Below are 21,995 nucleotides of genomic sequence, written 5' to 3'. Positions count from 1 at the left end.
CAGCACCCGCTGCCCGCGAATGCCGCCAAGGTGGTGGCCGCCAAGCTGGACCTGGACGACGCCGCCGTGCGCCAGCTGCAGACCGTCCCCGTGCGCGGCAGCATCCCCGGCGGCGTGCCGACCGACCCGACCATCTACCGCTTCTACGAGATCGTGCAGATCTACGGCTCCACGCTCAAGGCGCTGGTGCACGAGCAGTTTGGCGACGGCATCATCAGCGCCATCAACTTCAAGCTCGACATCAAGAAAGTGGACGACCCCGAAGGCGGCCAGCGCGCGGTCATCACGCTCGACGGCAAGTACCTGCCGACCAAGCCGTTCTGAACGGCACGCCGGTGGCGGGATGGCCGCTGCGCAAGCGGCATCCGTCCACCGCCCCCGGCGACGCCCGCCGGACCACCTCGCATCAAATGAAGTTGCCAGCCATGAAGCAGATTCTCCTCACCCTGTTCAGCGTCACCACGATCCTGTCGGCATGGCCGGCATTTGCCGGCCCGGACTGGACCGTGATCGAGCGGGCGCGCGCGCAAGCGCGGGCGCAGCGCCAGAACCCGGAGCCCTCGTCCTGCCTCGCGCAGCACCCCGCCAATCATGCGTTCTGCGCGCCACGCGCGGACGGCGGGCGCCGGTGACATACGTACGTGGGCGACGCAGCGGTCCATCGCGAGGGCGTGCGCACCGCGCCCTGACGAAGCACCGTTCACAACACATTCCCCGATCCGCCATGTAGACCGGGCGCCGCTTGCCGCGCCGCCGCGACAGCCGACTTGGTATCCGTCTGTATCAGCGGCCCGATGCGATACGCACGCTCACCGCCAGGGTGCCAAGTCACTACGGGCCGGATACATCGGTCACCTTAAATGCTTCCTGTAGCGCGGCGGTGGCAGCAAAGACCAGATGGTCCCGCCAGCGACGCAACGCGGCCGCGACTAAACAACGCCGCCGCAGCCCGATACATCACCCTGGAGCTTCATCATGAACACCACCAACGTCACCACCCTCGCCAAGCGCCTTGTTTCCATCGTCGCCTTCGCCGCCGCCGCTGGCGGAATGCACGCGGCTTTTGCCGCCGATGTGGGCGTGGAACATGGGTATCGCTACAACGTATCCGTTGCACGCAACGACGCGCGCGATCCCTATACCGACGGCGCCAACAACGGCAAGCGCGATGCGTTCTCCGATGGCGCATACAGCAGCGCCGCGCAGCAGATCGTTGCCAGCGCTTCGCACATCGGCAAGCGCGACCCGTTCACCGACGGCGCACGCATCGACCAGCGCGATCCCTTTACCGACGGCGCCAACAACGGCAAGCGCGACGCGTTCTCGGAAGGCGCATACAGCGGCGCGGCGCAGCAGGTCGTTGCCAGCGCTTCGCACATCGGCAAGCGTGATCCGTTCACCGACGGCGCACGCATCGACCAGCGCGACCCCTTTACCGATGGCGCCAACAACGGCAAGCGCGATCCGTTCTCGGAGGGCGCGCGGGCCGGTAGCCCGGATGTGTTTACGGACGGTGCGCTTGCGTGATGTGCCGCGGACCGTACGGGTGGGTGAGGGGTGGAGCCATGGCCGGGTTCATGGCGTGAACTCCGCTTCGACAGGCTTGACGAGTTAAATCGCTTGCATCTATCGCCCCCGGTCGATCGGCTGCGGCCCCGGGCAGCAAGGGTGCGGGCAACCCGGCATGAAGTTGATGTGCGCAAAGTCCGGCGGCTCCGCTGATCTTCCTGGCTGGTAACGGGCAATTTCCACAGAGATCATGCTCGCCGGCACACCAAATGTCGTCAGCAACTGTTCCATGTGAGACACGCGCTTGCGTGCAAAAGCATGGCTGATGCCGGCGGTCGGGGCCTCATACACCGCAATATGGAAGCCCTGCTTGTTCTCATAGGCCGCCGGTTCGTCGATCATCCACTCCGCCAGTCTGCGCACCTCCGACGCTGGCAGACGATCCGCGCCGCGCTCGAAATTGCTGTTGAAGGAGATGTCAAAGCTGCACGCCAAGGCGGGCTGCGCGAGGATCGCGGCGACAGCAGCAATGCTGCGGAATATCTTAGACAATGACATAGCCGGCCACGCTATCAGCATTCTCAATACACTGCGGATTCTTTGCCGCAGCCTCCTGCTTGACAACAAACAGCTGGTAAAAATGATCCTTAGTCGCCATGGCATCCTGGAAGTGCGAAACCTCATGTACAAGCGTTAGCAACTGCGAATCGATGAGGTGAGAGTAGGGCGATAGGTCGCAGAATTTCAGTGCAATGGCGATGGTGTGGGTCTTCGTATCTGGAGCACAAACTGCGGCTGCGACCCGTGGATTGTTGCGAGTTTTTGGCGTGCATCCGATGTACTCCATCATCTCGTCGGAATAGCGGACGAAGTTATCCGCGGTCAGCTCCCTGAGGATCGACTCGATGCGAGGAATTCCCTCAAGCAGACACTGGCGGACCTTGTCCTCAGAGGTGCCAAACCAAGTCTCAACTCGCGCTCGATCTGCATCGTTCCACCGACGAAGCTCCACCAACCTCTTGATGCAGCATGAAATCGCCTTGACTCGAAGCGAGAGGATGGCACTGCGAAACTCCCCATTGCTCACGTTCGGGCAGATCCGCGTCGCATCGTCCACGACCTTGCCCGGCTTCTCGGTCAGCTTTTCTGCAGCGACCGGCACGTAAGTGCCTGGGGCGGATGAAGGCTGGTGGAGGTGTCCTGTCCAGTTCACCTCAATGAGGAAGTCCTGCTGTGACGGGACGACGACTGGTTTTATCGCGCACCGACACATCACCCTTGCTCCCCGCACTAGGATTCGCCTTCCATCCATGAGCGTGAAATGCGGAAGGGCGTCGTTCATCACCGGGCCGCCCACGTTGCATGCCGGACAGGTAGCGTGGTCTCCCTCCGCTGCCACACTGACACCGTGATGCGCGAAGCCGATCACTGTGGAAATCAGCGTCCCGTCTGTACTTGTCTTGTCGCCATGCTTCAATGCCTCTCGCATATCCGTCATGCCTTTCTCCGTTGTCAGGTGGATGAGACCCAAAGTGATCGAACCGCCGTGCAGTGTTCCAGCGGATCGGCCAGTTGAGATCGAGAGAGGTCTGCAGGAATGCGAAGAAACGTCTTGTTGAGGGCGGGAATTGAGTTGCGTCAATTGTGTCGAGAAGGCCGGCAGTGGGGCGGGCACCATATGCGCACCGCCGATCCGGGATAGCTATCCTTTGGCAAGGATCGGACGTGACTGACGCGGACCTCTGGCCTATGTGGCTCGCCTCCCCAATCTATAGAGGTGACCAACGAGGGCGTTGGTCATTGCGAAGGTCATTGACGGGTGCCGATGATCTTCCCCCCCCTGGGTCAGCACAATGCCTGCACCCGGTTGACTGCCTGGTCCAGCTGCTGCTTTAGCGGGGCAAGCAGGGCATGCAGGCCATTGCTGGCGGCATGCTCGCCCGCCTGCAATTCCAGCAGCGTCAGCAGAGAGTCCAAGCCGGCGCTGACGCGTATCAGGTCGTCGCAACTCTGCTGGATGGTTTTATAGTTCCACTCAGCGCCGAACGTGGCGTCACTTTCTGGCGGCATCGGATCTGCGACTAGCTTGGCTTCCATTGCAGCATTTCTGGCTTCGGCTGCAGTACGAGGACGACGTTGGCGGGCAGTCATGATGGCTCCTTGGCAGGTAGGGTCGATTGAGACGTCCATGTGGTGGACGAGGTGTCAACGATCCGCGCTCTCGCTGCTTCGGATGACGAGCGCGATAAAGCGCGTGCAGCACAGTACGTTTGCAAGTGCGATGTATGGAGGGTCCGCGACCAAGCAATCTCCGTAAGAGGCTGAGGCATGAGCCATAATGCGACTTTTGTCTGCCCTGGCAACGTGACTGGCATTGCTAACGCCTGCGCTGCATCCGTCAAGCTCTGGCCTGACGCTTGCCCTAGACATGTGTCCGAGATTTTGGCGGCGGTGCCGGCCGGGCGCCTCTGGTCGTGCGCGAACGGATCCGCCTCGCCGGTACGGAAGAGGTTTTCTGCGGGCCCTCGCTACCTGCCATGCGGCACGTACCCGCGACAGCCAGCGACGGCATACGCACCAATGTACCTTACAAGGATAATTTGTCCTAATTGAAATGCGTGATCGCGTCGAGGAACTGATAGATTTCGTGGCGGAGGGTCATCGCCGCTACAAGCACATGGAAGACCTGACCGGGATCAAGGCGGACAGTTGGAAGAACGCATGCCGGGGGCAGCAGCGATTCACGCAGGAAATGATCGAGAAGATGGCGGAGATTTGGCCGCAGTATGCGTACTGGCTGGTCACCGGGCGAACCGATGCGGAGCACGGCCACACGTCGCCGATTCTTGAGCGGATAGCACGTGATCTGAAGAAGGTTAGGGGGCCAGAAGGATAGTTGGTGAGGTAGGGGAAAATCCCCGACCTACGCAGTTATTGCGAGTCTCGAACACCCCGGCAGCCCGGGAATATTGACCGGCCCCAGAACGCACCTCCTTCCTGCATTTGGCCCCCGCTTTGCAATACGCTTGAGCATCGGTCTCCCGCAACGCGGGCAGCTTGGTGCCACGGCGTGCGGCCGGTTTCCTCGACCATGTGGCCGCGCGTCCGAAACGCCGCACCCACAAGCAGTTCAAACTGGTAAAACCCGCCGCCCTGCGGGCCACCATCGGCCACCCCGACCCGGCGGAAATCCGCGGCATGATCCACGGCCTGCACAAGGCGCGACGCGTCTACCCCGGCCGCATGCTGCCGCGCCTCTGCGTCGCCTGTTGCTCGGCTATGTGCCGCGACGATCGGAGGTAAGCGCCGGTGAACGCAATGCCAGCGTCAGCACAGCGCCTGCACGCGGTTGACCTAGCCCAATCACCAGGGCCACCCACGCCCGCCAAAGTCCAACACCCGCCAGCGAACCAGTTCAGCCATCGATAGAGGCCGCTGGGCTTGCCTTCTCAAAAATTGCTCTGCGGCGTCCGGCCTCTGCCTAGGCCACCGATGCAGTGATCACCCGGGTTTCTCGCATCCTCCGAGAAGCGGCCTCCGCCCTCTGGGCTGAATTCGTCGAACTGCTTGCTCTACCCCCGGACAATGGCCCTGGCGCAGGGAATTTAGATGTTCAGCTTGTGTGAATGTTGCATAGGACATTTCCTATCGACATACTGACGAGCAAGAGAACGAGTACGCATACGCGTGCCATAGATCGGGCAAGAAGGGGCGAGAAGTTGAGCATTCAGGAACGCGGATTCAACGCTGTGCGACTCTCGAACGAGCGCAAGCAACCGGCCGAGCCGCCGAGCTTCTCGCTCGGCAAGATCTACAACAGGCGGACTGACATCCATCCGCCCTTCGGCGGCAACGATCAGAGTGGCATAGCGCATTCGAGGTAAGCGGATCGCCAGCACCGTGGTTGACGACGAGACAGGAATGGTGCTGCTTTAGGCTTGCAACGCCAGTTGAGCGGCGACGTTCCACGGCAGAAGTTCGTCGATCCGATTGACGGGATGATCGGCGATGCGGGCCAAGACGTGACGCAGATAGGCCTCGGGATCGATGCCGTTGAGTTTGCAGGACCCGATGAGCGAGTACATTGCGGCCGCGCGCTCTCCGCCACTGTCAGCGCCGGCGAATAAAAAATTCTTCCGACCCAACGCGACACCGCGCAGCGCATTCTCCGCGATGTTGTTGTCTATCTCTGCCAGGCCATCATCACAGTAGTAGATTAGCGCTTGCCACTGGTTCAGCATGTAGTTGATGGCTTTGGTCGTTTCCGACTGCGTCGAGAGCGTCAATAGCCGCTCTCGCAACCACACTTCGAAGCTGTCCAGTATGGGCCGGGATCTTTGCTGCCGCACCTGTTGACGCACGGCAGGTGGCTTACCCCGGATTTCCGCTTCGATGGCATAGAGCTCGCCGATCCGGCGTAACGCCTCCGTTGTGGTCGGCGTTGCCTTGCGGACATGCAGATCGTGCACCTTACGGCGCGCGTGGGCCATACAAGCTGCTTCGCGCACACTGCCATCGGTAAAAACTGCGTTGAAGCCCGCATACGCGTCTGCCTGCAAGATGCCGCGGAAGCCGGCCAGATGCGCTTGGGGATGTTGGCCCTGGCGATTTGGTGTGTAGGCGAACCAGGCCGCAGGCGCAGCATCCGAACCCGATGCGCGATCGTCCCGCACGTAGGCCCATAGTCTTCCCGTCTTGGTCTGCCCCTTACCTGGCGCAAGTACCGGCAGCGGCGTGTCGTCCGCGTGCACCTTGCCGGGCATCATCACGTATCGGTGCAAAGCCTCGACCAGGGGGCGTACCAGCGCACCGCAAGCGCCGACACCGCGAGCCATGGTCGTGCGGTCCAGCTCCACGCCCTGCCGGGCATAGATAGCGGCTTGGCGGTACAGCGGTTGATGATCAGCGTATTTGGCAACCAGTATGTGAGCGTGCAGCCCCGCCGTGGCAATGCCGCGCTCAATCGGCCGGCTTGGCGCCGCAGCCTGGACGATGCAATCACAACAGGCGCAGGCCTTCTTGCGCCGCACCTGCCGAATCACCCTGAATGAACTGCTGATGATATCGAGTTGCTCCGAGATGTCCTCGCCCAGCGGCTTGAGCTTACCGCCGCACTCTGGACAGGCTTCGGTCTCGGGCTCGAGAATGCGATCCTCCCGCTCCAAGTGTTCCGGCAACGGCTTGCGTACCGCTTTCTTCCGGACAGGAGGGGTAGCCTGCGGATCGGCTTCGGTTTCGGCCGCACCTTCCTCGGCCAGCAGATCTTCCAGTCGGGTCTCGAGCTGTTCAATCTGTCGATCCAGCTTCTCGGACTTCTGGCCAAACTGCATCCGCCTCAGCTTTGAGATCTGCAGATTTAGCTGCTCGATCTCCATGGAGCGGACCGCCAAGGCCCGTTCCATGAGTGCGATCGATTCCCGCTGTGCCAACACCAAGGCCTTCAGGGCCTCAATGTCGTCGGGGAGATCGCTGGGGTCGATTGGCATGCGCGGCAGTTTACGCACATGCCACAAGGTTTACAACACCGACAGTGGCGGCCAGGTGCGCTCGGGCTGCTTCCAGTTGATCCCCTCCAGCAGCATCGACAACTGCGCTTGCGTCAGGTGGATCTTGCCGCTGTCGGCCTGCGGCCAGACGAAACGTCCACGCTCCAGGCGCTTCGAGAGCAAGCAAAGCCCATCGCCCGTTGACCACAATACCTTGATGACGTTGCCGCGCCTGCCGCGGAAGACGAAGACATGGCCGGAGAACGGGCTCTCCTGCAGAGTCGCCTCCACCTTCGCTGCGAGCCCGTTGAATCCGCAGCGCATGTCGGTCACGCCTGCGGCGATCCAGATGCGTGTTCCCGCCGGCAACCCGATCATGGCGTCAAACGGTCCAGTACGGTACGCAACGTGGCCAGGTCGACTGCCCCTTCAATGCGAATCACCGCTCGGCCCAAACGGATCTCAATGGCGCCGTGCGGCGGCGTCGGCTCGCAAACCGCAGCGGCCGGACTCATTGGCATCGGACCGGGTGGCGAGCTTGGGTGTTCAACGGTCACCGGCAACAACACCGCGGCTTCCTGGCGCTGCTCCATTCGATAGCGTCGGCGCCAGGTGAACAGCATGTTCGCGTTGATGCCGTGCTCGCGCGCCAATTTCGATACCGAGACACCCGGCTCACACGCAGCGGCTGCCAACCGCCGCTTGAATTCCTCGCTGTGGTTCGGCCGGCCTTTGCGACTGCCGGCGACTGGTTCATCCTGTGACTGTGACAAAGTAGTTCCCATCACTATTTGGTGGGAACTACTTTGGCGCCACTCTACTGAACGGTACAGACGGTGCTGGCGACTCGCTTACCATTCGAGCACGGTTCGAGCCATCTTCATCTTCACGGGCGATAGCGGAGAGCAGTATGGCTATGTTGACGGCGGAGATGAACTTGGCGTCTTCTCCTACACCGGTGAGGGCCAAGTCGGCGATATGACGTTCACCCGTGGCAACCTAGCCATCCGCGAGCACGCGGAGGATGGGCGAGCGCTCCATTTATTCAAATCACTCGGCAAAGGCAAGGGGCAGGAATACATTGGCGAGTACGCCTATGCTGGACACTCGATTCGTCGCGGCCCCGATAAGCACGGGCAGCAGCGCGATGTGATCGTCTTCCAACTTGTCCCTGTGGCACTCCTGGACGATGAGTGCAGTGCGTCGTTCGACGACGATGCCACTGAGCCAGCGCCAGCCAGTTTGGAAGAGGCACGGCGGCGAGCCATGGAGGCGCTTCACGACTCACAAGTGGCAACGGGAAAGACCGCACTGCGGCGACTGTATCAACGCAGCAAGCAAGTGAAGGACTACGTTCTGCTGCGTGCAGCCGGGAAATGCGAGTCGTGTCTCCAGCCGGCGGCGTTTCAGCGGAAGGATGGGTCTCCGTATCTGGAACCGCATCACACGACGCGCGTTTCGGATGGCGGTCTTGATCATCCAAGTCATGTTGCGGCGATATGCCCGACGTGCCATCGGCACATTCATCATGGGCGTGGGGGGCATCAGAAGAACTTGGAGCTAATGGAGGCGATTGCGGCTAAGGAGAGCGCGCAATAGGCACCCTCGTGAGAGCTTGCCAGCCCAAGAACGATGTTGCACGCGGATGGGAGCGCCGCCTTCGCCGGCACGACTGATGTGCCTCCAGCCATACCTGAGTTCCGGCCCCGTCACCCTCTGCGACCTCTCGCCCGCTACTTCTCTTTCGATCCCGGGGTTCCTATGCCGGGTTGATGCAAAGTGCCGTATTAGCCGCCCACGACGCAGACTTCACGTCCCAAAGCTTTGGTCACCACCCGCTCGTTCACCAAATTTAACTGAGAAGACGCCCGCGCGTTTGAGGCAAATAACTGCAAGGTGTAGAATCCGAAGCGGCAAAATAACTGTCTCACCTCCCCACCAAGGGGCGCACGAAAGCGAGCAATCAATGGACGTACTGGTGCTAACTAACTGCACCAGCAGAAAGCGCAGTCCGAAGACCGGAAGTGGCGCTGCAAGCTGGGCCCTCAGCCATCGCTCAAGATACGAGTCGGTGCAGGACCTCGCTCGTCACTGGAAACGGACCGTCGAACAGGCGGAAGCACATCAGTTTGCGATCGATCTCTACACTGGCCGATCGGTAGTAGACGCACGCGAAGCCTCCACTCTTGCAGGTGCGAAGCTTGCCTTCGTCTCAGCTGGCCTTGGCCTTCTCCAGGCCAATGTGATGGTTCCACACTACGACCTCACTGTGGCTGCCGGGAACAGTTCGATTTCACCCGCACTAGCTCAAGTCAAAGCTACCCCTGCCGATTGGTGGCTGACCCTCAACAAGGGACCATCTATCGCTAAGTTGATTGCAGCGCCCAGCACAAAGCTGATGTTCCTTGCGCTACCGAGCGGATACCTCGAGATGGTCTCTTCGGACTTGGGACAATGCGCCACCATATTTGCCAAAAAGCTGAGAATCTTCACATCAGGTAAAGGTCGCGAAGCAGTGCCCGACCACCTTCGTGGCTGCGTCATGCCTTACGACGAGCGCTTAGAGGCAACGCCGTTTGCAGGTACTCGCGCAGACTTCCCTCAGCGCGCACTCCGTCATTTCATCCAGGAACTTAAGGGCCATCGCCTTGCCTTGGCTTCGGGCCGAGCCGCAGTGGAAGATGCCCTATCCGATCGCGAGGTTCCGATACTTCCGTCTCGTACCAAGCTCCCCGACAGCGAAATTCTGGGTTTACTTCGCAAGAACTGGAGCGACTACGGCGGCAGTTCAACTCGACTGCTTCGCTTTCTACGCGACGACGCTTTAGTCGCGTGCGAGCAGGGCCGCTTCCGTCAACTTTGGCAACAGCTTCGAGCAGAGGCCGCGTCCTTACGTGGAGAGAAAGATGGCTCCAAAACCTAAGGAAATTGTTGTCCGCGCACTGCACACGACGCAAGGAGACGGGCTCGATGTTTACGCCTTCTTCATCGGCGGCGGAGACATCACACGACTCGCCGACATCAGCCGAATTGAACGCGACGCGACGGATGATTTAAAGGGTTTTCAAAGGCCTGAGATACGTAGTCACGTAAAGGGAATTGTTGACTACCTCAATCAGGGCAGCGTTCTTTTTCCGAACGCAATTATCTTGGCGATGTCACCGGAAGTTCGCTTTGTGGCGGCGCGAGGATCGAAGCCGACCGGAGACGCCGGCATTTCGCAAGCAGGTACCCTCACCATCCCGATCTTTGAGGCTGGCGAGAGGGTCGCGTGGATTGTAGATGGACAGCAGCGCTCGCTTGCACTGGCTCAGGCGAAGAATATTTCCATACCAGTCCCAGTAATCGGCTTCGTGTCAGACAGCATTGAGGTGCAGCGAGAACAGTTTATCTTAGTAAACAAGGCGAAACCGCTGCCCAGTCGACTCATCAATGAGTTGTTACCGGAGACATCGGGCATTCACTTGCCGCGCGACCTTAACGCACGGCGCGTTCCGACTGAGCTCTGCAACCTACTTAATCGCGACTCAAACTCACCATTCCACAAGCTCATAAAGAGAATGACGGACCGATCAGCATCGCCAGCCGTCATCACCGACACGGCTGTGGTTGCCATGATACGCAACAGCCTCAGCAACCCGCTTGGCGCGCTTGCAGCATACAAGGCAAGGCCAAACGAGGCGGCGGATGTGGAGGCCATGTATCGTGTGTTGTTGATCTTCTGGTCCGCCGTGCGAGACGTGTTTACAGATGCATGGGGGCGCGACCCACGACATAGCCGCCTAATGCATTCTGCGGGCATTGTGGCCATGGGCGTCTTGATGGATCGAATCTATGCAAAGCTCTCTGGTGTCGGGGAAGACTACAAGACCATCCGCAAGGAACTGGAGACGATTGCACCTCACTGCGCCTGGACGAAAGGCCAGTGGGACCTACTCGGCATAGCTTGGAACGAGATCCAAAATACGCCAAAAGACATTAAGAGATTACAGGACGCCCTGGTGCGTACCTATGCGACCCAGGTAAAAAGATGAAGTTTTTGTACTCCGACACGCAGGATTACGTAGATCCTCTTTACGACTTCCTGCAAGACCGGAATGCCCCAGGCCGCAAGCGGTACTGGGACGACTGCTATGCGCACGAAATGATGGATCCTGCGCCGTATGATGGCTTGCTGGTCTCCATGAGCGCTATCCGCCAGGCCGACGGTGTTGCGACCTCAAAGGTCCGCTACTCCACCTCTGAAGAACAACGCATGTTGCGGGATGGCGCACGCAAGTTCTTGAGGTTTGGTGGCCCCAAACACAAAGATCGGATGTTGATGGGGGACTGCGGTGCATTTGCATATGTAGAGCACCCACGGCCCGCCTATAGCCCCGAAGAAGTGGTCGAGTTTTACTCGGATGCCRCGTTCACCCACGGGTGCTCGCCGGACCACATTATCTTTGCCTGTGACACCAGCAACCCTCCCATAGAGGATCAATCCAAAGACGTCATCGAGCGCTTCGAGATTACCCTTTCGAACGCTGAAGAGTTCATCCGGCTAACTGAGAAAGAAGACTGGCCCTTCGAGCCCATGGGACCAATACAAGGATGGTCGCCAGAGAGTATGGCAGACGCTGCCGTGCGACTCGAGAAGATGGGCTACCGTTATCTGGCGGTCGGCGGCCTGGTGCCCCTCAAGGTCGACGTTATTCACAAGGTCCTGCAAGCCATTAGAAAGGCGATCAAACCGGAAACGGATATTCATCTTCTTGGCTTCGCGAAAGCCGACAAGATTCAAGATTTTACCGGCTATGGGGTAACGAGTTTCGACTCGACATCACCGTTGATTCGTGCCTTTAAGGACGCGAAAGCAAATTATTACCATAGCAACGGCGATGGTACGCTGGACTACTTTGCCGCCATTCGCATTCCCCAGGCCATCGAGAATCCTCGTTTGATGCAAGGCATCAAACGCGGCATCTTCAATACAGAGGATTTGCTGCGTCGTGAGCAGCGAGCACTGGACTCGATCCGGGCTTTCGACAAACGCAAAATGCCACTTGCGTCGGCACTGGATGCTCTCGTCGACTATCAGCGCTTCCTAACCCAGGGAGAGGCAGTGTCCGAAGAGAAGAGGGAACAGGAACTAAAGAAGCAACGGGACATGATTGCCCGCACATTGGAAGCCAAACCTTGGAAACAATGTGACTGCCCGATCTGCCGCAAGGTGGGCGTAGAGGTCATCATTTTCCGAGCAAGCAATCGCAACAAGCGCCGGGGATTTCACAATCTCGGCGTATATCACAAACATGTACAGAACATTCTCGAGGAGCGTCTGTGAGCGTCTTTCGATTTAAGGCTGTCCGAGCCCAACAAGCAACAGATCACGATGTCTTCTCGTTTGCGGCAACGCCTGAGGAGGTTCTGTCCTTCGCAGAAATCGAACGAATCGGTCGCACCGAGAGCGGACAACTAAAGGGATTTCAGCGGCATCAGGTTGCGTCACACATTAAAGAGATACGGGACTACCTCAAAAGGGAGGATGCCCTGCTTCCGAACGCTGTTATTGTCGCGTTCATTGATGGGGTAAAAATCAAGGACCTTGGGGGCGGAATCGTCAGTGTTGAGATAAATACCAAAGAAGGGAAGCCCGGCTTCGTGGTAGATGGTCAGCAGCGACTCACCGCGCTATCTGGCATTACAAAACCTGGATTTCAGGTTTTTGTGTCCGCACTAGTATGCAAGGATTACAACGAACTGCGACAGCAGTTTGTCCTGATCAACAACACGCGCCCCCTACCGAAGACGCTCATCTACGAACTACTACCCAACGTGGATGGTTTGCCTGAAAGATTTACCTCTCGGAAGTTTGCGGCTCGTGTTATTGATCGGCTCAACTTCCAGCACGGCTCCTCGTTATACGGAGAAATTCGCCAGCACACCAATCCGACAGGGGTGATTAGCGATACCGCCATGCGCCGCTTGGTCATGAACTCCGCATCCGATGGAGCCATTCGCGACTACATCAAGGAAGACGATTTCGAAGAGATCTCGATATCCCTGATCGACGAGTTCTTCAAAGCTGTTGTCGAGGTCTTCCGACCAGAATGGGTTGGCATGAGCCCGAGAACATCGCGATTGCGTCACGGCGCTGGAATCGTTGCGATGGGCTTCGTGATGGAAATTCTGTACGCTACCGAAGGCGCGAGAACCAAGGACGAGTTTGTTCCTGGCCTGCAACTCTTGAAGCCTTACACTGCTTGGACTAGTGGCACTTGGGAACTGTCAGCGAATGACACTCGCCTGTGGAACGGAATTCAAAATACGCCAACAGATATCGATCTCCTCGCGAATTGCTTGACTCGCACACTGAAGCGTCTACTTCGCAAACCCCGCCGTATCGTGAATGGATGAAAATATGCATAAGCGCGCACTAGTTTTGTTCTCTGGCGGACAGGATTCCACCACGTGCCTGGCCTGGGCTCTTCAACGTTACTCCCATGTGGAGACGATTGGGTTCGACTACGGTCAACGCCATAGCGTGGAAATGGAGTGCCGCAAAGTCATACTGAAGAAGATGCGTACGGCCTTCCCAAACTGGTCGGAGCGTCTCGGCGAAGATCACACTCTCGATCTGAGCGTGCTCGGTCAACTAAGCGATACTGCCTTGACCAGTTCAAAGGCCATCGAACTCACCTCAAGCGGACTTCCAAACACATTTGTTCCCGGGCGTAATCTGATGTTCTTCAATTTTGCTGCCGCAGTGGCTTATCGCCGAGATCTCACGGTTTTGGTTGGGGGCATGTGCGAGACCGATTACTCCGGCTATCCCGATTGCAGAGACAACACGCTCAAGTCGCTCCAGGTGACGTTAAGCTTAGGCATGGATCAGCCTCTTGTCATTGAAACACCCTTGATGTGGCTGGACAAGGCGGAAACGTGGGAGCTAGCTGCAAAGCTGGGGGGGCCTCAGTTTGTGGATCTCATTAGGTATGATGCTCATACGTGCTATACGGGAGATCATGTTACGGCTCATTCGTGGGGTTATGGATGTGGTGAATGCCCGGCGTGCGAACTCCGTGGCAAAGGCTTCGAAGGGTATTTAGCTAGGATAAATGGATGACATAGGCCGCCGTCCGAATCAAGAAGAACAAGCACTTACTCCGGCAACTGAATACTTCGAAGCCAATTTAATTTGAAGCCCAAATATTAAAACTCACAAGTTTTTGGCACACCATGAAATACGAGTTAAGTCAGAAATTCTACTTCGAGGCCGCGCATACCCTCGAAAGGAAGATCGATACCGAAGGGAGTCGTCGAATTCACGGGCATACTTACCATGCTGAGGTATTTGTACGCGGGTTGCCTGACACCGAGTCCGGAATGGTGGTTGACTTAGGATTGCTTCGCTTAGAGATACAGAAAATTCGGTCACAACTCGATCATCACTTCTTAGACGACGTCCCTGGATTAGGATCAGCGACGCTAGAGAGTCTTTGCGCTTTCATATACCGCAGTATTTCACAAGTTATGCCAAACGTATCCAAGGTCAGCGTCGAGCGGCCGGCGAGTGGGGATAGGTGCGAACTCAGCCCAGCCTAGAAAACGGCACTCTACAGAGTGCCTGAGTTCTGCAGTGTTAACTGCATATCACCTCATGCCTGACGTGCCAGTTCTTTAAAGACACTATCCAGAATACTGGCACTCCCCTTGCCAACAGGAAGTTGCAACCCACGGTCGCCACGAGCTTCTTTCGCGCAGTAATATGCCTGATGCTTGCTGCTTCTCCAGGCGAAGACAAAGATATCAGCATTCGTAGAAAGATGGCGCAAGCGATCTGTTGCCGCGTGATCAGCGTTGATTTCCACCCTGACCTGCGGCAGCAGTTTTAGCAATACTTGCTTGGCGCGCTGTCCCGCCGATTCGGTTAGGGTGTAGATCCCAATCAGGCCGGCAAAATCGCCGAAATGGTCGCGACTCGCATCAGTCTGATCCAACGCTGGCAGGGTGTCGAGCAAGTCAAGGCAATCGTAATCTTTCGCCAGGATTCGCAAGATCATACGCTGCGACTCAGTCACGCGATGAGCATAGGCACGCACGAGATCGAGCACTTGCATGAAATACCGCAACCTCGCTTCCGGGTCCGGTGCTGATTGCAACCCCAAGATTTCCGTCGTATTTAAGGCCCAGTCCAGATGCGTGAACGCTCGGTTCGCGGTCAATATCTCGCTGAGGTCATCGAGTGCCTCGACATAATGCGCTCTGCTTAGCCCAAGGCCCACTAGAGCCTGAAGTAGTTCTGACGTCAGTGCCAACTCGTCAGGGGATGCCCCATCATTCCACGCGATCATTTTGATCAGCATTTCATAGAGGGGAATAAATCCGCGCACGGGTTGTGCCGGGCGAGCGACAAAGAACTCGACGAGATAAGGATACGCATCACGAAAAATTTGCTCTGCCTTACCTTTAGCATTTCCAATGAGTTGCACGAGTGTCTCGCACGACTTCACATCGACTATGTAATCTTCCACGCTCCATTGAGTAACGCACTGATCAAGTAGCGCGATCGGCGACGTTTGGTAAGCRCAATCCACGACGGTACGAGACCACGATAGCCAGGAAGCGCGGACATCGCTCGGCATTGCCACAGGCTGGGCACCGCGCAATTTGTCAATGCGGGTCTGATCACGCTCCGTCCATATGACCCGCGCGGAGTCATCAGCATCATCGACAAGCGCCAGGACCTTCGCGGTCAATGCAGAATCGTGGAGCTCGGCCGCGCAGCGCAGAAGCCCACTATAGGCCCAGGAATGGGGTAGGGCGCTCTGGCATAAGTCGACCGCCGCCTCATAGTCCTCATCCGCCAAAGCCTGCTTGACTAGGTCGAGTGTCTTTTCTGGGGAGGTCTTCCCAGGAGTACGCTTCTTGGCGTGCTCCCACCACCGCTGCAGGAGTTCCTTGCCTGCCGCACCAAACGGATACGCGCTCAGGATCGCCTCGCAGCGAATGGGATTCGGTTCGTCCTGTGTCAGCTCGAACAGCAGGAAGGCCTTGAGCACATTCGGATGTCGTATGCCCTTACGCTCCTTGAAAAGCGCACTAAATGGCCTGGCGATCGCCTGCTTGAACTCCGCGATGATGATGCGCGAATCCGGGTCATGCTCCATGCGCGCGATGTGGGCCTGGTAGAGCGAATCTACTATGTCGATGATGGTCTGCGGCGGCAACGCAAGATCCATCACCGCTTTAATCAAAGTGTAATTGTGCGCAATATCATCCTGCCACCCCAAGCCTGCCTGCAAACGGATATCGAGAAATTGGCGCTGTTCGACATTGACGCGGCCGGTGGCACAAAGTGCCTCCAGCAAGTTCCTTGCCGCCTTTTCATTACCGGCTAACAGGGCGCGATCGAAGTCGCCTCGCAATTTACCAAATGGTTGCTGTGTTCGATCCGGCGTGACCGGACGCCGCCGCAGTACCGTCAAATAGAGAGACAAGGCGCTGACGATCCCTACGCGCGCACGGTCCGACACCGCAGTAAATCGAAACAGATGACGACCGAACCGCTCATGCAAAGCGGCTTCGATCGGGTCATCGGCGTTATGGGTGATCGGATGGCCACGGAAATCGCTGTAGCTAGCCCCGACCACGCTAGCGAGTTCGTCCGCCAGTGCTGCGGCGCTATTACTGTCGTGGGCGACCGCATACCAGGCAATCGGACCCTGTGCCGAGAATATGGGTAGGATTAGTGGCGCCCGTCCTTCCGTGGCAAGAAAATAGTCTATCCAAGGTATAACTTGCTCGCTCCACGCCATTGGCGCAGTGTTGCCGGTGATCGCGTCCCAGTGCAGCGCGTTGCGCCCAGCGAAGAAACGCGCCAACCAAGCGGCCTCTCCGCCGGGAATCCGATCGTTCATGACGCCTCCACATAGCGGCGAAATTCAAGGCGGGTGCGGGCTAGATCCTCCGGGTCAAGCGAGAACTCTACCCACTCGTCATTGATCACCATACCGTTGTAGGTCAGGTTCATGGAGCCCATCAGCAAGCTATTCGACAGTAAAATCCCTTTCGTGTGCAATTGATCATGGATCGTAATCGTCGCACGCTCGTGGAGCACGTGCTGCTCGACTAGATGGCGCAACTTCGTCAAGAAGTTGCGATTGCTCTCGTCGCTGCGCGTGACAATGGAGACAGTGGTCCCGCGCGTCATCAGGGCCGCCAAAACATCAACCAGGCGAATTTCGCGGCGCCCCCATTCGGGATTGAGTAAATCGAAGTTTCCCGATCTGTTGTCGATCAATACGACATCGCTAATCCATGGCGAGACAATCCAGAGTTCGCCACCAGCTCTTAGCATTTCGGAGACAAACATGGTTTGCAGCAATTCCTGCACCGTCACTGCGCCTGTCGTCTGAGTCTTGAATATGCGGCGATACAGATATGTCATTGCAATGCCTCAATCAATTCGATATCGGCTTGTAATGTACCGGCCGACTGTCGCACTCCCTGCAGGCGTGCATACGCACGGATGTATCCGGCATCAATCGGATTTGTCACGAGAGCGTTGAGTGCATTACCCAACAACATGCGTTCTCTCTCATTGCAGGTAAGCGTCACCAGTCTACCGTCCGACAGATGGGCCGCAGTCTGCGCAAGCCAGTCAGTCGCGGTAACGTCTACCCTAACGCGGTCATCGGCGATCGTTTCGGCCACAAGAAGACGCTCAATCGTCGGCAGATCGCAAAACGCGCTTCGCAGTTGCAACGCGGTTTGGCGCACGGCCTTCCCGCGCGCCCACAGGAGGCCGTAGATCGCACTAATGCGCCAGGCACCGCGATCAGCGCCAATTGCGGCGCCAAATTCCGATACCATGTGATCGATCTCATCCGCTTGACTCAAGAAATAGCTCATGACGCGCAAGTCGATCTCGATGCCAAGGCGCTCTTCCTCTGAGTCCCAACGCGAAAGAACGGAAGCGAGATAGCGATCTGTCGCTGGTCCCGCTCCCTGGCGTAAGATTCGGTTGCCCATCGAGACGATGAAACCGTGGAAAGGAGAGAATCCTGCTTCGACCAGCGCGCGCCGCAGGCGGCCTAGAATCCGCGTCATTTCGACATGCCCGCCTGCGGCACGGAACTCATGAATCAATCGCGCGACGTCCGAGTCGGCTTGCTGCGTTAGCAAACGCAGCAGGTCGGCCATCTGATGGTCGATCAGTTCGAACTCGCTCGTATCCAGATTGGCGCGCACCATTGAGAAAAATCGACGTGGATCTTCCGCATAATGACCCATGATTTGCTCAATCAATCCGCTACCGCCAGGAGTTTTCTCGGTTAGCCAGATTTCGTGCAAGCCGGGGTTGAAGCCTTGCTCGTGGTTTGGTGCGACCGGGCCGCGCGACAGGTCTACGCTCAAGTCCTCAGCATCAATTGTGGGGCACAGGTCAGTTACTGTCCGCAGGATTGCGGCTGCAAACGTGGCATGATAAACGCCCTGCAGCCAGGATTCCCATTCTTCCGTAATCGGCTCCCAGAGGACGTGACCTGCCATATGCAGCGCCTCAAGCACCTCATGGCGACGTAGGTAATCGTCCAGATCCTGGCGAAGCTTGTCAGGTGGGGAATCGTGCCCCTCTCCTTGATGGGCCTCCACGATATGCGACTGAAACATCATATTTAGTACATCGGCCATACTAACGCTGGCCGTATCGGATAGAAGCGCCCGATCGGCTGATGCCAAACTCATGCACTCCCGAACCGAGATATACGTAATCGCCGAAAGATAAATCTGCGCAAGCCATTCGCGGGCAAACGGGTTAGGCACCATCTCTAGGGTTTTGCCGCGCCATGCCTGGTCACTGAAGCGCGCCAGGCGTAGGGCTTGCCACTTGCGCTCGGTTCCCTTTCCCTGCCGAGAATAAAGGCCTGTCGGTATGCGCAACTGAAACAGCACCCCATCTGCGGCAAATTTGGCTCCCAACGCAACGGGGCACTCGTCCAGTGCAAATGTCACCTCAGCTCGCGTTTTCTCCTGGTCGACCCCAATCTCCGCTGAAGCACCACTTGCAAACCGCCGAACCTCAATCGGCGCATGCCGCGCGTGAGTGAAGAAGCCGACCTGTGCGATCACATCGGGCCAAATGCCGCCGGTGGGCGCCGACAACCAAATTGGCTCGACTTCCGGCACCAATTGGCTATGCCAATGCAGCATCGAGTTCGAAGAATCCTTAACTGCTTTCGGGGGCGCCTTCGGCTCTAGGGATAGCGGTCGATAGACAGGCATCGCAATACTGCTATCGCCATTCCAAACGAGGTAGTCACCGAGATAGACACACTGGCCGATCGACTTCACATCCAACAACGTGTTGATCTCCTCACCGCATGGCACGTCCTCTTCCCATGCCTGTGTCGGTGCCAGCCAGTAGCGCTCCGATTTGTGGTGAACCCCATAGCGGCGGCTGACGCGGCCCGGAGCGAATTCACGCAGCGCCGCAAAAATCGACATGGCAGGTTGATCAAACAGCTTGGCCTGATCAGCGCCGGGCAAGTCGATAGTGACCTCGGCAAGATTGAGGTCGGCAAACAGCGAAGCGGGAATGAATTCCGGCAGAGGATTGTTGGCAATCTGATAGTCCTTGCCCCCTTCGTTTTCGGCGCTCCAAGAGGTCGCAAGGCGTCGCAAGGCAGTYGGCAACACCGTAGTCATTAGTGGCCTGGGGTATTCCCAGAGCAGAGCGGAAACATCGTCGGCGGACAATTTCAGGGCGCGCTCCAAGTAACGGGCAAGGCGCAGAGTGCCGGCATCGGTCTCAAGAATCTGTTGTATCTCACGTTGCAGGCGCGCGCCCCGCTGCGCACTACCGGTCGGGCCGCTCAAATCCAGCCAGATGCTGCCGGGCGGCGCGTCCTGCAGGCGCAGGCCCAGGTAGTCGATTGTGGCGTAGACCGCCTGCATACGCGTGAGATAGCGGTTTGCCACGGGTAGTGTTCGCACCGGGAGCTCGGGATCGAACAGCAGATCATAGGACTGATACGCTGCGCGATCGCGGCCATAGTCGGAGAGCACCACAGTGGTCCATGGACGCATGCCACGACTACGCCCGGCCCGCCCCTTGCGCTGCAGGAAACTCGCGATGCCGCGCGGTGCCTTGTGCTGCACCACTGCGCCCACCGCGGGATCATCGAAGCCTACCTCTAGGACCGCGGTGGCGACCACCACATCGGCCGACGGATCGACACCGCGGTCTTGGGAACTGACGCGCTTGACGTTAAGGCGCGTCCTCACATCACCATGAAGACTTTCGCAAACGCGCCAGTCCTGCCCATTGATGTAGCGAAAGTGCGATGTGCCCTGTTTCCGGAGGTAAGCCAATCCGCCTTCCGGCGCGTGCCGCATGTCGGGATCGCCATAACTGTTACGCCCCTCCGCGCTCAAGAGATCGAAATACAGGCGATTGATGACATCAAGATTGTCCGTAAACACGAAAGTCTTCTGCCCGAAGACGCCCCCGCTGACGGAATCAGCGAGTTCGCGTGTCTTGGGATCCATGCACCGTTGCAACACCATAGTCGTCTGGATTGTCGTCGACAGCAATGCAGCACGCGATACCGGATCGCCGCGTAGGGCCAGCAGATACTCAGCACCTTCCGTCTCGATTTCGCGCGGTTGAGGTGAAACTTCCTCGACCAAACTAGGCCAACAACCGGTGAGCGCGGAGAAAAATGTCGTAGCATCGCGCAGCGTGGCCGACAATCCAACGAACCGCAACGACTGCTCAAGCAAGCGTTGCCACCGTCGCATCAAGTACGCGACCTGTGCGCCATGCCGCCCCTCATAGGTGTGGACTTCGTCCAGAAGCACTAATTCAGGCGGACGAATCGCATGAGGGCCCACACCGAAGAGATGAAACGACGCGCTGTCGGATAGGCGTTGATTCAGCATTTCAGTTGTGGTGAACAGCACGTCCGGTGGCCGCTTCTTGATGGTGTCGCGTGTGAGGGGAAAGATCTCCCCGTCTATCTCGAACGCGCACTTCGCGCAAATGAGTCGTTCGCGTCCGGTACGCCGATCCTGTTCGCGCCAGCGCAAGTCGCCACCGCACTCCAGGCAATTGAGCACAGTACAGACACGATCATCGCCCACTTTAGGCCAATTACACGTCTGGGCCGAACCTGGCGTGTCGCCAAAATAGGCGCCGACGCGGATCGTGTGTCGCAATTCGCTCGACAGAGCCTGTCTCAAAGCAAGCGATCGTTTCAATACTTCCCGCAACTGATCCTTGAGCAATTCCACTCGAGGATACAGCGCAATTGCCTTGACCCATGGCTTGGAAATGCTTTCGGCGAGCAAATGACGGACAATTGAGGCTAGTGCTGGCAAATAAAAGGCGAGCGTCTTGCCGCTCCCGGTGCCGGCGCAGACTATAGTCGCAAGTGGCGCATCGGTTTCGATACCACGAACGATGCGCTCGGCCGCGCGCACCTGGAATCCAGCCAGATTGAAGGCGCGGCCACCGGGTGTCAACAAGGCCCGAGCGGCCTGTAGCAATGAGGCGTTAGATGTCACGTTGCGCAGAACTACAAGCGCATCCTCAACTGATCGGTTCCTCTTCGGATATTGACGCGGTCGCCGCAAAAATCGGAAATCGGCCACCAGCGTCGGCGCCCGTTGCCAGCCCGTTTCGCCGGCATGTTTGGGAAACAGTTGACGCAATCGCGACAGCAATCGCACGGTCTCGGCCATGCGGGACCGGTATGCCACAGCGCCATCCTCCAAATCGACGACAGTTATCCACTGCCGCGAACGCAAGATCTGAATGACTGCATCGGCATCAAGAAAGTCATCAATTCCCTCGGCCAATCCTTCGTCGATTCGACGGTCGATCAAATCGACAAATTCCTGGCGACTAAATTGGCCGTCAACAATTCCCCAGGCGAGTAAGCGCGCTTCGCGCTCTTCGATCACGTCTAGGGTATTAAGAAGGAAGCGCTCTCTTGTTGTGGTCATGGCAATCCC

General features: G+C 58.0%; 21 protein-coding genes. 12 read left to right on the top strand and 9 right to left on the bottom strand.

From position 1 onward, the window contains the following. The 3 genes from cynS to AC1DK4_RS18800 all read left to right on the top strand — a co-directional run. Positions 1-324: cyanase (gene cynS / locus AC1DK4_RS18810; protein ID WP_477131699.1), on the top strand; the 324-nt coding region annotated here is incomplete at its 5' end. A 101-nt stretch (positions 325-425) separates the two neighbouring features. After that, positions 426-632 carry a hypothetical protein gene (locus tag AC1DK4_RS18805; protein ID WP_477117259.1) on the top strand — a complete coding sequence of 69 codons (207 nt, stop codon included), beginning with the start codon at positions 426-428 and terminating at the stop codon, positions 630-632. 343 nt (positions 633-975) lie between these two features. Continuing rightward, complete coding sequence (locus AC1DK4_RS18800; RefSeq protein WP_477117258.1) at positions 976-1,527, top strand: hypothetical protein; 552 nt, start codon at positions 976-978, stop codon at positions 1,525-1,527. Positions 1,528-1,626: 99 nt separating this feature from the next. Here AC1DK4_RS18800 and AC1DK4_RS18795 read toward each other — a convergent pair whose 3' ends face one another. The 3 genes from AC1DK4_RS18795 to AC1DK4_RS18785 all read right to left on the bottom strand — a co-directional run bounded on the left by AC1DK4_RS18795 (position 1,627) and on the right by AC1DK4_RS18785 (position 3,660). Further along, positions 1,627-2,061, bottom strand: coding sequence for a hypothetical protein (locus AC1DK4_RS18795; RefSeq protein WP_477117257.1), 435 nt, complete (start codon positions 2,059-2,061; stop codon positions 1,627-1,629). Further along, positions 2,054-3,007 (bottom strand): M35 family metalloendopeptidase, encoded by a 954-nt coding sequence (locus AC1DK4_RS18790; RefSeq protein ID WP_477117256.1) that lies wholly within the window; start codon positions 3,005-3,007, stop codon positions 2,054-2,056. The genes AC1DK4_RS18795 and AC1DK4_RS18790 overlap by 8 nt, the downstream gene beginning before the upstream one ends. A gap of 347 nt (positions 3,008-3,354) precedes the next feature. Beyond that, the gene (locus AC1DK4_RS18785) at positions 3,355-3,660 is read right to left on the bottom strand and encodes a DUF1484 family protein (protein WP_477117255.1); all 306 of its coding nucleotides are present in this window, start codon (positions 3,658-3,660) and stop codon (positions 3,355-3,357) included. Positions 3,661-4,123: 463 nt separating this feature from the next. On the opposite strand from AC1DK4_RS18785, the gene AC1DK4_RS18780 reads away from it, so the two are divergent. Then, complete coding sequence (locus AC1DK4_RS18780) at positions 4,124-4,405, top strand: hypothetical protein (protein ID WP_477117254.1); 282 nt, start codon at positions 4,124-4,126, stop codon at positions 4,403-4,405. A 161-nt stretch (positions 4,406-4,566) separates the two neighbouring features. After that, positions 4,567-4,812, top strand: coding sequence for a hypothetical protein (locus AC1DK4_RS18775; RefSeq protein WP_477117253.1), 246 nt, complete (start codon positions 4,567-4,569; stop codon positions 4,810-4,812). A gap of 629 nt (positions 4,813-5,441) precedes the next feature. Here the strand turns inward: AC1DK4_RS18775 and AC1DK4_RS18770 are convergent. The 3 genes from AC1DK4_RS18770 to tnpA are packed head-to-tail and all read right to left on the bottom strand — an operon-like array spanning position 5,442 to position 7,690. After that, on the bottom strand, positions 5,442-6,995 hold the full coding sequence (locus tag AC1DK4_RS18770; RefSeq protein ID WP_477131698.1) for an IS66-like element IS883 family transposase: 1,554 nt from the start codon (positions 6,993-6,995) through the stop codon (positions 5,442-5,444). 30 nt (positions 6,996-7,025) lie between these two features. Beyond that, complete coding sequence (tnpB, locus tag AC1DK4_RS18765) at positions 7,026-7,373, bottom strand: IS66 family insertion sequence element accessory protein TnpB (protein ID WP_011154074.1); 348 nt, start codon at positions 7,371-7,373, stop codon at positions 7,026-7,028. After that, positions 7,370-7,690: an IS66-like element accessory protein TnpA gene (gene tnpA, locus AC1DK4_RS18760; RefSeq protein WP_477117251.1), complete on the bottom strand. Its 321-nt coding sequence runs from the start codon at positions 7,688-7,690 to the stop codon at positions 7,370-7,372. The genes tnpB and tnpA overlap by 4 nt, the downstream gene beginning before the upstream one ends. Here tnpA and AC1DK4_RS18755 point away from each other — a divergent pair. From AC1DK4_RS18755 to AC1DK4_RS18725, 7 genes are all read left to right on the top strand, one after another. Continuing rightward, a complete protein-coding gene (locus tag AC1DK4_RS18755) occupies positions 7,617-8,594 on the top strand; it encodes an HNH endonuclease (RefSeq protein WP_477117250.1) in 978 nt (325 codons plus the stop codon). The two genes, tnpA and AC1DK4_RS18755, sit on opposite strands and share 74 nt — an antisense overlap. Before the next feature lie 367 nt (positions 8,595-8,961). Continuing rightward, positions 8,962-9,918, top strand: coding sequence for a hypothetical protein (locus tag AC1DK4_RS18750; RefSeq protein ID WP_477116807.1), 957 nt, complete (start codon positions 8,962-8,964; stop codon positions 9,916-9,918). Then, positions 9,902-11,029, top strand: a complete 1,128-nt coding sequence (gene dbpB / locus AC1DK4_RS18745; RefSeq protein ID WP_477116806.1) for a DGQHR domain-containing protein DpdB — start codon at positions 9,902-9,904, stop codon at positions 11,027-11,029. Before AC1DK4_RS18750 ends, dbpB (AC1DK4_RS18745) begins: the two co-directional genes overlap by 17 nt. Beyond that, positions 11,026-12,321 carry a tRNA-guanine transglycosylase DpdA gene (gene dpdA, locus AC1DK4_RS18740; protein ID WP_477131697.1) on the top strand — a complete coding sequence of 432 codons (1,296 nt, stop codon included), beginning with the start codon at positions 11,026-11,028 and terminating at the stop codon, positions 12,319-12,321. Before dbpB (AC1DK4_RS18745) ends, dpdA begins: the two co-directional genes overlap by 4 nt. After that, entirely contained in the window at positions 12,318-13,394 is a 1,077-nt protein-coding gene (gene dbpB, locus AC1DK4_RS18735; protein WP_477116804.1) for a DGQHR domain-containing protein DpdB, read from the top strand. Before dpdA ends, dbpB (AC1DK4_RS18735) begins: the two co-directional genes overlap by 4 nt. Then, entirely contained in the window at positions 13,387-14,103 is a 717-nt protein-coding gene (gene queC / locus AC1DK4_RS18730) for a 7-cyano-7-deazaguanine synthase QueC (RefSeq protein WP_477116803.1), read from the top strand. The genes dbpB (AC1DK4_RS18735) and queC overlap by 8 nt, the downstream gene beginning before the upstream one ends. Before the next feature lie 113 nt (positions 14,104-14,216). Further along, positions 14,217-14,582: a 6-carboxytetrahydropterin synthase gene (locus AC1DK4_RS18725; RefSeq protein WP_477116802.1), complete on the top strand. Its 366-nt coding sequence runs from the start codon at positions 14,217-14,219 to the stop codon at positions 14,580-14,582. A gap of 53 nt (positions 14,583-14,635) precedes the next feature. Here the strand turns inward: AC1DK4_RS18725 and dpdD are convergent, their stop codons facing one another. From dpdD to dpdJ, 3 genes are read right to left on the bottom strand one after another with little or no spacing between them, the layout of a single operon-like run. Beyond that, the gene (gene dpdD, locus AC1DK4_RS18720; protein ID WP_477116801.1) at positions 14,636-16,897 is read right to left on the bottom strand and encodes a protein DpdD; all 2,262 of its coding nucleotides are present in this window, start codon (positions 16,895-16,897) and stop codon (positions 14,636-14,638) included. Beyond that, on the bottom strand, positions 16,894-17,427 hold the full coding sequence (dpdK, locus tag AC1DK4_RS18715) for a phospholipase D-like domain-containing protein DpdK (protein ID WP_477131696.1): 534 nt from the start codon (positions 17,425-17,427) through the stop codon (positions 16,894-16,896). The genes dpdD and dpdK overlap by 4 nt, the downstream gene beginning before the upstream one ends. Further along, complete coding sequence (gene dpdJ / locus AC1DK4_RS18710; RefSeq protein ID WP_477131695.1) at positions 17,424-21,986, bottom strand: protein DpdJ; 4,563 nt, start codon at positions 21,984-21,986, stop codon at positions 17,424-17,426. Before dpdJ ends, dpdK begins: the two co-directional genes overlap by 4 nt. Positions 21,987-21,995 lie beyond the last annotated feature (9 nt).

The organism is Cupriavidus sp. 05N38, assembly GCF_056397345.1.
The sequence above is the reverse complement of the archived record's forward strand: the minus strand, read 5'-3'. Positions and strand labels throughout refer to the sequence as shown.

What these genes read in the sequence shown, in the direction of transcription:
- AC1DK4_RS18805 (WP_477117259.1), top strand. Translation starts at nt 426, where the DNA reads ATGAAGCAGATTCTCCTCACCCTGTTCAGCGTCACCACGATCCTGTCG.
- AC1DK4_RS18800 (WP_477117258.1), top strand. Translation starts at nt 976, where the DNA reads ATGAACACCACCAACGTCACCACCCTCGCCAAGCGCCTTGTTTCCATC.
- AC1DK4_RS18790 (WP_477117256.1), bottom strand. Translation starts at nt 3,007, where the DNA reads ATGACGGATATGCGAGAGGCATTGAAGCATGGCGACAAGACAAGTACA.
- AC1DK4_RS18785 (WP_477117255.1), bottom strand. Translation starts at nt 3,660, where the DNA reads ATGACTGCCCGCCAACGTCGTCCTCGTACTGCAGCCGAAGCCAGAAAT.
- AC1DK4_RS18780 (WP_477117254.1), top strand. Translation starts at nt 4,124, where the DNA reads ATGCGTGATCGCGTCGAGGAACTGATAGATTTCGTGGCGGAGGGTCAT.
- AC1DK4_RS18770 (WP_477131698.1), bottom strand. Translation starts at nt 6,995, where the DNA reads ATGCCAATCGACCCCAGCGATCTCCCCGACGACATTGAGGCCCTGAAG.
- tnpB (WP_011154074.1), bottom strand. Translation starts at nt 7,373, where the DNA reads ATGATCGGGTTGCCGGCGGGAACACGCATCTGGATCGCCGCAGGCGTG.
- AC1DK4_RS18755 (WP_477117250.1), top strand. Translation starts at nt 7,617, where the DNA reads ATGTTCGCGTTGATGCCGTGCTCGCGCGCCAATTTCGATACCGAGACA.
- AC1DK4_RS18750 (WP_477116807.1), top strand. Translation starts at nt 8,962, where the DNA reads ATGGACGTACTGGTGCTAACTAACTGCACCAGCAGAAAGCGCAGTCCG.
- dbpB (WP_477116806.1), top strand. Translation starts at nt 9,902, where the DNA reads ATGGCTCCAAAACCTAAGGAAATTGTTGTCCGCGCACTGCACACGACG.
- queC (WP_477116803.1), top strand. Translation starts at nt 13,387, where the DNA reads ATGGATGAAAATATGCATAAGCGCGCACTAGTTTTGTTCTCTGGCGGA.
- AC1DK4_RS18725 (WP_477116802.1), top strand. Translation starts at nt 14,217, where the DNA reads ATGAAATACGAGTTAAGTCAGAAATTCTACTTCGAGGCCGCGCATACC.
- dpdK (WP_477131696.1), bottom strand. Translation starts at nt 17,427, where the DNA reads ATGACATATCTGTATCGCCGCATATTCAAGACTCAGACGACAGGCGCA.